Here is an 8,385-nt window from a genome sequence, read left to right on the forward strand (position 1 = left end):
TAGTAAGACTCGCTACACTGTGCGATCTAAACACCTTAAATGATAGGTGTTGGCTTTAATAGCGGCTTTTTTTGTATCTAAATCAACCATCTAATAGTTAGTTCACCTAATTTTCGTCATTTTGCTTTGCATCTTTTTCATTGTTAAATATACTGTATAAATATACAGGTATTTAATTATGCATGAACTAATAAAAAACTTACAAGACCGCCAGCTAATCTGGAAAGGGTTACAATCAACAACGCAAGGCAGCACCACTTCGACAGGCTATCCTCAACTGGATAAACAGCTTGATGGTGGCTTTCCGACGCATGGTGTTATTGAGGTTGAATCGCAACAAGGGATCGGTGAACTGCGCCTGCTTACCCCCTATTTAGCTCAGCAAAACTCACAGAAGCTGGCCATATTCATTAACCCGCCAGGGAAGATCTGTGCCGAGTTTTTTAGCAGCCAAGGGATTGAGCTCGATAACATCTTGGTGATCGAGCCTCAACGCGACCTCGATGCATTATGGGCAGCCGAGCAATGCCTCAAGAGTGGTGCTTGTCATTCTGTATTGTTATGGGGAGCCGATCTCGAAATCCACCAAACCAAACGCTTACAAGCAGCAAGCGAAACGGGCAAATGCCTGCAATTTCACTTTAAAGCCACCAGCCATAATCAGTTATCCCTGCCCGTTTCTTTAAGCATGAAGCTGTCTTCTCACATCCAAGGGTTAAAGGTTGAGGTGACTAAGAGAAAAGGCAGTTGGTCGTATGGCAGTTTTATTCTGGACATGAACCAGAACTGGCCGTTACTCACAGAAAAAGTCATCGATGAAAACATCTCAATTCACGCGTTATCTGGTAACACGGTGCTGGCTTTCCCTATTGCGAAGCAAGGCTAACGTATGCTGTGGTTGTATCTGCATTTCTCATCCCTACAATTGGACACCTTGTTTAACTCTAATGAATTGGGTTCGAACGAAGATTCACGCAATCAGCCTCTTATCATCGTCGATGAGAAAGATCATCGTGTGCTGCAAGCTAACCAAGCCGCTTTGCAATCAGGCATTACACTGGGCATGGGGCTAGGGTCTGCAGCGGCGCTCTGCCATAACTTACACGTCCACCCTTACAGTATTGAGCTAGAGAAAAATAAGCTGAAAGAGATTGCTCAATGGGCTTATCTGGTCACTTCCGATATGGCGTTATTGCCACCTAATGGTTTGTTGATTAAAGCCTCTAACATGTTGTCGCTTTACGATGGGTTAGATAATTACTGGCATGAACTCAAAAGCCATTTAGAAACGCTCAATATTCAGTTCAACTTTGCGACGGGTTACTCACCGCTTTCTGCGATCCTTTTGGGTAAGCAAGCGATCAACCAAGCAACGAACAATGTTCAACAGATGAAGACTTGGGTTAACCAACAAGCTCTAAGTTCTAGCGAACTGCCTGCTAAACAAGTTGAGCGCCTGAATCGTGTTGGTATCAATGTCGTTGAAGACTTATTAACACTGCCTCTGCAAGATGTCGCGCGCCGCTTTGATATCGACTTGGTGAACTATGTTGGTCGTCTTAATGGGCAGTTCAAGCACCCGATTGATTTCTATCACCCACCAGAGAGTTTCCAACAATATTTGGAGCTGCTGTTTGATATTGAAAACATTCTATTTATTGAAAAGCCTTTGCTGAAATTGTTGAATCAGCTCGAGTGCTTTTTGAGGTTACGTGACCGAGTGGCTTTCGAGTTAACGCTGACTTTGCACCTAAGGGATAAAGACGACCACCCTGTCTCTTTTTATTCAGCACAGGGCGATTACCTTGCAGTCAAATGGGCAAACCTAACGCATCTAACCTTAGAGTCACTCAAGATAACAGCACCCGTACAGGGACTGACCCTTTCCGTAATTCGTCATGGAGAACCGCAAATGGCCTACCGTGATCTTTTTGATGGCAATACAGGAACACTTGCCGCGTTAGATTTGCTCTCATTACTGCAAGCAAAGCTTGGGCAAGCCTGTATTCAAACACCGAAAATACAGCATGACCCAAGGCCAGAAAAGGCCAATCAGTATTCGCTCCCAACACTAAGTCATACGGCGAAAAAGGGGCGAGATCCACAAGAACTCGATCAACAAGCCACAACAACGAACAGCATTAACCAACAGCGACTCAGGCCCAGTATTTTACTGCCAGAGCCCGAAGCCCTAACTGAAAGCGTCACCTTATCTCAAGGCCCTGAGCGTATTGTGTCTGGCTGGTGGGATGGTGAGAAAATCATTCGTGACTACTTTATTGCTCACAGTGAAAACGGCCGATGGTTATGGGTATTTAGAACACCAGATAAACAGTGGTTCTTACACGGCTTATTCAGCTAACCAACACTTATTTAGCTAACCAACAAAAGTTGAATCTCCAACCCGCACCATTTACTCAATTTAAACGCCCTTTTCAATCATGTTCACTCGCAATGGTTAAGTGAGATTACGTTATGTCTCAGCAATACTCAGAGCTTTTCTGTCAAAGTAATTACTCCTTCCTTGAGGGAGCTTCGCACGCGGAAGAGTTGGTTTTACAGGCCGACTTCTTACGTTACAAAGCACTCGCAGTTACTGATGAGTGCTCAGTCGCGGGCATCGTTAAGGTTCACTCAGCAATCAAGCAACATAAACTGTCGCTCAAGCAAATTGTCGGGAGCATGTTTTGGTTAAATGAAGAGTGCCAAGTTGTCTTGTTATGTCCGAATAGACAAGCCTACGCCGAGCTGTGTCGTATTATTACCAATGCGAGACGTCGTAGTAGCAAAGGACATTATCAGCTCTCTGAGTGGGATATCATGTCGGCTAAACACTGCTTCATTCTTTGGTTTCCTCAACAGAAAAATGAAGACGCGCACTGGGGGCAATGGCTCTCCCAGCACCATTCAGGTCGGCTTTGGATCGGCTTACAACGACACCTAAAGCAAACCGACCAACAATACACAGATTACTGCGTTGAGCTGTCACAACATCACCAACTGCCGATTACAGCTTGTGGTGGCGTGCTGATGCACAACGCGAACCGCTTACCCTTGCAGCATTCACTCACTGCGATCAAATACCAACGTCCCATTACTGAAGTGGGCAGTCACTTACTCGCCAATGCCGAGCGCTGTTTACGCAGCATCAATAAGCTATCGCATATATTCAAAGCTGAGTGGCTAGAAGAGAGCAATCGTATCGCTGAGCTGTGTGAATTTGATTTAGATAGCTTGCGATACGAATACCCCAGTGAACTGATTCCTCAAGGTGAGACACCCATGAGTTATCTACGCATGTTAGTCGAGAAAGGAAAACGAACTCGCTTCCCGCAAGGCGTGCCTAACGACATTCAACAAATCATAGAGAAAGAATTGGGGCTAATTGACGAGCTTGACTACCCTTTCTTTTTTCTCACGATCCACGACATCGTCATGTTTGCCAAAAGCCAAGGGATTCTTTACCAAGGTCGAGGTTCAGCGGCCAATTCCGTGGTCTGTTACTGCCTAGAGATCACCTCTGTCGACCCAAGACAAATCTCAGTGCTATTTGAACGCTTCATCAGTAAAGAACGCGATGAGCCGCCTGATATTGATGTCGATTTTGAGCACGAGCGCCGTGAAGAAGTCATCCAATACATCTACAAAAAATACGGTAGAGAACGCGCAGCACTTGCCGCAACTGTCATTTCATACCGCTTCAAAAGTGCGGTAAGAGATGTCGGTAAAGCATTGGGGCTACAAGAAACTCAGCTCGACTACTTCATTAAGAACACCAATCGCAGGGACAAAAGCTTAGGTTGGCAGGCTCAGCTCACTCAATTGGGGCTACAGCCTGATTCTTTGAAGGGACAGCAGTTTATCCATTTGGTTAATGAGATCATTGGCTTTCCACGTCACTTGTCTCAGCACGTTGGTGGCTTTGTGATCTCTTCTGGTCCTTTGTATGAGCTGGTTCCTGTCGAGAATGCGGCAATGCACGATCGAACCATTATTCAATGGGATAAGGATGATCTAGAAACCTTAGGCTTGCTGAAAGTTGATGTACTCGCGTTAGGTATGCTCTCTGCGATTCGTAAATGTTTCGACCTGATCAAACGCATTCACGGGCGATCACTGACCATTGCTGAGATCACTCGCCTTAAGGACGATCCTCAGGTTTACGGCATGATTCAGCGAGCAGATACGGTCGGGATATTCCAAATTGAGTCACGTGCGCAAATGAGTATGCTGCCAAGGCTTAAGCCGAAGACTTATTACGACTTGGTGATTCAAATTGCTATCGTACGTCCTGGGCCTATTCAAGGCGATATGGTTCACCCATTCTTAAAGCGTCGAGATGGTATTGAGCCAATCAGTTATCCATCTAAAGACGTGGAGTTGGTACTGTCGCGCACTTTGGGTGTGCCGATATTCCAAGAACAAGTGATTAAGCTCGCGATGGTTGCCGCAGGATTCACCGGCGGAGAAGCAGATCAGCTCAGACGCGCCATGGCTGCTTGGAAGAAAAATGGCAACGTCTTTAAGTTTAAAAACAAGCTCATCGAAGGAATGCAAAAACGCGGCTATGAGACAGAGTTTGCTGAGCAGATCTTTAAACAGATATGCGGCTTTGGCGAATACGGTTTTCCAGAAAGCCATTCTGCTTCGTTTGCGGTGCTAGCCTATTGCTCAGCTTGGTTGAAATGCTACTACCCAGAATGCTTCTATGCTTCCTTGCTCAATAGCCAACCTATGGGGTTTTATAGCCCATCACAGTTGGTACAAGACGCACAACGACACAATGTGGTAGTTCTTCCGGTATGTGTGAACGCCTCACAAGACAACCACACTGTCATCGCTCATCAGAATGGTTCAGCGATTCGCTTAGGGCTGCGACAAATCAAAGGATTCAGCGAACATGGGATTCAAAGCGTGCTCGCCAATCGTCCACAATCCGGTTATCGCCACCCTAGCCAGGTGAAACAGTTATCGATGAATAAGAAAGATATCGAGCTACTGGCATCGGCCAATGCGCTACATAACGTATCGGGAGACCGCTTCCAGACTCGCTGGACAATCATGGACTCCGCTTCTGATTTACCTCTGTTTAGCCAAGTCTATGACGATGTTGGGGATGGACATGACGAACATGCACTGCACAAACCCAATGAGATGCAAGATCTACTCGAAGACTTCACCAGTGTCGGAATTTCATTGAACAAACACCCAATCACTTTGCTAGAAGAAGCGGGACGATTAGGTCGATTCACACACATGAAGGATTTAATACAGCAAAGACACAAATCTATGGTCACGGTTGTTGGATTAGTCACAGGAAAACAAGCTCCCGGAACCGCGGCAGGTGTTACCTTTGTTACATTAGAAGATAACACGGGCAATATTAATGTCGTGATATGGGGAGCAACCGCGCGCTCTCAACAGCAAGCTTATCTGACAGCCAAAGCGTTAAAAGTACAAGGAATATTAGAAAAGGAAGGCGAAGTTGTGCATGTTATAGCGGGTAAACTCATCGATATTACCGATGACATTATTGGTTTGAACACCAAATCCCGAGATTTTCATTAACGAATCAAGTTGCCCTCTAAGAAACGCTAGAAACGCTAGAAACGAAAAAGGGAAGCATCCGCTTCCCTTAAATTCAATTTGTTGAGTTATACCTCAACGTCCGCTTCCGTACAGCTGCATTAATTACAAAATCTGACGCATTCGCTCTTGAGTTACTTCAACTAAGAGGTCTGGTTGGAATTTAGAAATAAAGCGATTACACCCTACTTTCTCAACCATGGCTTCATTGAAACTACCACTTAATGAAGTATTTAGCGTAATAAACAAGTCATGCATTCGAGGATCAGTTCGAACTTCATGAGTCAGTTTGTAGCCATCCATTTCTGGCATTTCGGCATCGGTGATCATCAACAGTATTTCTTGATTGATGTCTTTGCCTTCATCACACCACTTCTTAAGTAAAGTCAGTGCTTCTAAGCCGTCACAACATTCGATAATGTTCAAACCAAGTTGCGACAAGGTGCCTTTGATCTGGTTGCGTGCTGTTGAAGAGTCATCCACGATAAGCACATTACGGCCAACCATTTCATTCGCTAACTGCTGATCTAGAACACCGTCAGAAATCGACACATCGTAGTCGATGATCTCCGCTAACACCTTTTCAACATCGATGATCTCAACGATTTTGTGCTGCTCTTCTTCTTGGATATGCGTGATAGCAGTTAAATAGTTTGCTCGACCCGTAGTCTTTGGTGGCGGTTGGATTTCTGTCCATGTCGTATTCACGATATTGCGAACTTGTCCAACCAAGAAGCCTTGTACGGTTCGGTTGTATTCGGTAATGATCAAGTTGTTTTCTTGAGTCTCATCACGTGATGGTGGGAAACCAATCGCACTGCGTAAGTCAATCACAGGTACAGATTCACCACGTAAAGAAGCAACACCCGTAATATGATGGTGAGAGCCTGGCAAGCGAGTGAGTACAGGCACTTTTAAGACTTCTTTCACTTTAAATACGTTAATCGCAAATAGTTGGCGACTATTTAAGCTAAATAACAAGAGTTCCAGACGGTTTTCACCGACGAGTTTAGTTCTCTGATCAACAGAATTTAAAACGCCAGACATACAACACCTTAGTGACAAATAATAACTGTGGCTACAATAGCCTAATTCGATAGGTTAAAGCAAAGCGCAAATACACAGATGCTTAAACTAAGTACAACAAATGCTGTTATACATAGTTTAAGTGCATGGAAAGGGTTAAAGGAAGGCTAAAAACGATAAAAAAAGGGTTAGCCTTCAATCACTTTCATTAACAATTGGCCATCATATAAAGCTTGTTTAACAAGCGCAGCACCTGGCATGGTGGCTTGTTTATAGAATCGAGATTCCACCAGCTCTAAATCTTGATGATAAACCGATAAACTCTGCTCTTCGATACACTTTTGAATCGCAGGATACAACACGCTTTTAGCCTGATTGATAACACCACCTATCAAAATTTTCTCAGGATTGAACAGGTTGATCACAATCGCTATCGCGGCACCTAAGTAACGACCTAACTGCTCAATCACTTCAACAGCCAGTGGATCACCATCAGCAGCAGCAGCGCAGATCTGTTCAATTGTGACATCTTCAAACGCCGTTAGTGATGATGCCTCGCCATTAGCCAGTCTTTCTTTGACTTGCTCACGGAGAGCCTGTGAACTCGCAACCGTTTCTAAACAGCCATGATTACCACAATGACAAAGCTTGCCTTGTCTATCGATCTGAATATGACCCAGCTCACCGATGTTACCGTGGCGACCTTGCAATACTCGGCCGTCGAGAATGATCCCTGCGCCTACTCCGTGGTGAATCGAGATCAAAACGGAGTTATCGTTATCTTGAGAGTGACCAAACAGCTTCTCTGCTAATGCCCACGCTCGGGTATCATTGGCAATAAAGACAGGTAGACCTGTTTCTTTGTAGATCTCAGGACCCAACGCTAAGTTTTTAACGTTGTAGTGTGGCATCTGCAACACAATCCCCTGCTCAGAATTCACAAGCCCCGGTAGCGTAACCGCAATACTTGTTACCCTATCGAGTTGCTCGGCATAAGTTTGGAAAAACTCATCAATTTCATGCAGAAGACGCGCAAGTACATCGTCTTGGTCACGTTCATGAATATCAATCTTAGTATCGATAAGTACATCGCCGCCCAATTCATGGAGCGCGATCGTTAAGTATCCGCGACCAAGACGCATCGACAGAAACTGCCAACCTTCGTTATTGGTTTGCAGACCGACAGCAGGACGCCCACGAGTCGTGGCTTCTTGAACCGTCGTTTCGTGAATAAGGTGAGCTTCAATGAGTTCACGGGTAATTTTAGTAATACTCGCCGGGGCCAACTCACTTTGCTTGGACAGATCGATACGAGAAATAGGACCTTTAAGGTCAATTAGTTTATATACACGACCAGCATTGACCTGTTTGATATGATCAATATGGCCCGGTTGAGCCATGTACATTTTACGCTCCAGAAATCATCAACGCGGTAATTTTTTTACTTTGCGAAGTAATTGTGAAGTCACTTGGTATATCGCCGTGACCCGTATCACGTATATACATGAATCTTTGTGTATCTAGTCAAATAGTTCGAGAAAAATTAGTACCTACATCGATAAATTGAGACTTAATTTTCTCAATGAAACATCGTTATTGAGCCCTGAATTCAATAATTGGATACAAATAAAGAAATATCCTTCTAGCTCCCAATAAATAATCAATTAATGCATATACTTAATTAAGGCGCGTTGACCTTTCGTGGTTAAATTTTGTTTGAGATAAAAGCGTTTTAATCGCGGCGAGGGAGAAGTAGCCTAGTCATTCTAAGCA

The 8,385-nt window shown here is 44.5% G+C and carries 5 protein-coding genes; 3 read left to right on the forward strand and 2 right to left on the reverse strand.

Features of this window, described 5'->3' with window-relative positions:
• Positions 1-178 precede the first annotated feature (178 nt).
• The 3 genes from imuA to ACED53_RS22205 all read left to right on the forward strand — a co-directional run bounded on the left by imuA (position 179) and on the right by ACED53_RS22205 (position 5,568).
• Positions 179-886: a translesion DNA synthesis-associated protein ImuA gene (gene imuA, locus ACED53_RS22195; protein WP_017100266.1), complete on the forward strand. Its 708-nt coding sequence runs from the start codon at positions 179-181 to the stop codon at positions 884-886.
• A gap of 3 nt (positions 887-889) precedes the next feature.
• Entirely contained in the window at positions 890-2,362 is a 1,473-nt protein-coding gene (locus ACED53_RS22200) for a DNA polymerase Y family protein (protein WP_017100267.1), read from the forward strand.
• A gap of 113 nt (positions 2,363-2,475) precedes the next feature.
• Complete coding sequence (locus ACED53_RS22205; RefSeq protein WP_017100268.1) at positions 2,476-5,568, forward strand: error-prone DNA polymerase; 3,093 nt, start codon at positions 2,476-2,478, stop codon at positions 5,566-5,568.
• A gap of 123 nt (positions 5,569-5,691) precedes the next feature.
• Here the strand turns inward: ACED53_RS22205 and ACED53_RS22210 are convergent, their stop codons facing one another.
• Both ACED53_RS22210 and ACED53_RS22215 read right to left on the reverse strand, forming a co-directional pair.
• A complete protein-coding gene (locus ACED53_RS22210; RefSeq protein WP_009848992.1) occupies positions 5,692-6,633 on the reverse strand; it encodes a chemotaxis protein CheV in 942 nt (313 codons plus the stop codon).
• 167 nt (positions 6,634-6,800) lie between these two features.
• On the reverse strand, positions 6,801-8,018 hold the full coding sequence (locus ACED53_RS22215) for an ROK family protein (protein WP_017097686.1): 1,218 nt from the start codon (positions 8,016-8,018) through the stop codon (positions 6,801-6,803).
• Between the last annotated feature and the right edge of the window lie 367 nt (positions 8,019-8,385).

The sequence above is a fragment of the Vibrio sp. 1F169 genome (assembly GCF_041439605.1).
GTDB lineage: Bacteria > Pseudomonadota > Gammaproteobacteria > Enterobacterales > Vibrionaceae > Vibrio > Vibrio tasmaniensis_A.

Excerpts from the sequence above, each read along its gene's own strand:
- ACED53_RS22215 (WP_017097686.1), bottom strand. The coding sequence starts at position 8,018 with ATGTACATGGCTCAACCGGGCCATATTGATCATATCAAACAGGTCAAT.
- ACED53_RS22205 (WP_017100268.1), top strand. The coding sequence starts at position 2,476 with ATGTCTCAGCAATACTCAGAGCTTTTCTGTCAAAGTAATTACTCCTTC.
- imuA (WP_017100266.1), top strand. The coding sequence starts at position 179 with ATGCATGAACTAATAAAAAACTTACAAGACCGCCAGCTAATCTGGAAA.
- ACED53_RS22200 (WP_017100267.1), top strand. The coding sequence starts at position 890 with ATGCTGTGGTTGTATCTGCATTTCTCATCCCTACAATTGGACACCTTG.
- ACED53_RS22210 (WP_009848992.1), bottom strand. The coding sequence starts at position 6,633 with ATGTCTGGCGTTTTAAATTCTGTTGATCAGAGAACTAAACTCGTCGGT.